Annotated in this window: 1 protein-coding gene; it reads right to left on the bottom strand. The window is 46.4% G+C overall.

What is annotated here, in order from left to right; translation table 11 throughout:
* Nucleotides 1-19: 19 nt before the first annotated feature.
* On the bottom strand, nucleotides 20-889 hold the full coding sequence (locus R7Q46_RS25060) for a LysR substrate-binding domain-containing protein (protein ID WP_318077914.1): 870 nt from the start codon (nucleotides 887-889) through the stop codon (nucleotides 20-22).
* Nucleotides 890-1,153: the final 264 nt, after the last annotated feature.

Here is a 1,153-nt window from a genome sequence, read left to right as displayed (position 1 = left end):
AGATGCAGGACTTTTAAGCTTATAGACTTTGCATGACCCAATGAGTAAAAGCCTCAACTTGCGGTTTATCGCTTTCCCTTACCACTATATGATGCGCGCTGGCGCTTGGCATGGACCATCCACCAATCGGAACCAAAAGTCCTTGTTGTAGCTCATCCTCCACTAAAAAGTCCCTTACAAGCAGTATGCCTAACTGATTCACCGCCGCTTGAATGGCTAGTAAGGAATGTTCAAATTCGGCGATAGGTTTACTCACTTTGCCTTCATAGCCCTGAAAACACAGCCAAGCTTGCCACGATTCATGGTATCCGCCCGTGCACAGTTTAGGCGCCAGCGCGATATCTGTAAGATGAATGACCGAATTAAGATTTAAAAAACCAGGGCTCGCCACCACTATCCAGTTTTCTTGGGTAAGTTGAACAGCCTGCTCTGATTGCCACTCTCCATAACCGTTGATGATCTCCACATCCGCAATGGCACTAGTATTCGGCACCGTGTTGGCAGTCGTTGAAATTTTTATCACGACATCAGGGTGCTGACGATGAAAATCGGCCAAGCGCGGCATTAACCATTGAGAACAAAAGCTGTGAGCGACATGAAGCGTCAGTTGAGTATTTTTCTGGCGAGCAAAAAGGTGTTGAGTTGCTACAGATAGCATCTGCAAAGTCTGGCTAGCAACAGGCAAGTAGGCTTGGGCCGCTTGTGTTAACAAAAGCTGCGCACCATTGCGCTCAAAAAGTATCGCGTTTAACTGAAGTTCCAACGATTTAACTTGCTGACTGACCGCCGCGCGAGTGACATTTAGCTCTTTTGCAGCTTTTGTAAAGCTTCGCAAACGGGCTGTTGCTTCAAAGGCTTTCAGGGCATTAAGTGGTGGGAGGTTTTGCATCATGCTCTCCTACTAAACGGAGCATCGATATTATGAATCTGTGATGACAGAATGATGAACAACAAGCAAAGCGCACGCCGCCGCCGTCATTTCAATATACAGCCCAACAACCGTCTCGGTTCCATGCAAGCATAAGTTTGAAGACAAGATCAAAAAAGCCAGCGATAAACGCTGGCTTTTTGCTTTGTTGGCTATAGCAACAAATTATTGAGCTTGTTCAGTCGTTTGGTATTCAAACGCAGGAACAACTACTTCCACACGACG

The organism is Vibrio sp. 811 (genome assembly GCF_033339195.1).
The sequence above is the reverse complement of the archived record's forward strand: the minus strand, read 5'-3'. Positions and strand labels throughout refer to the sequence as shown.

Bases quoted from the DNA above. Each gene is read 5' to 3' on its own strand.
- R7Q46_RS25060 (WP_318077914.1), bottom strand. From the start codon at position 889: ATGCAAAACCTCCCACCACTTAATGCCCTGAAAGCCTTTGAAGCAACA.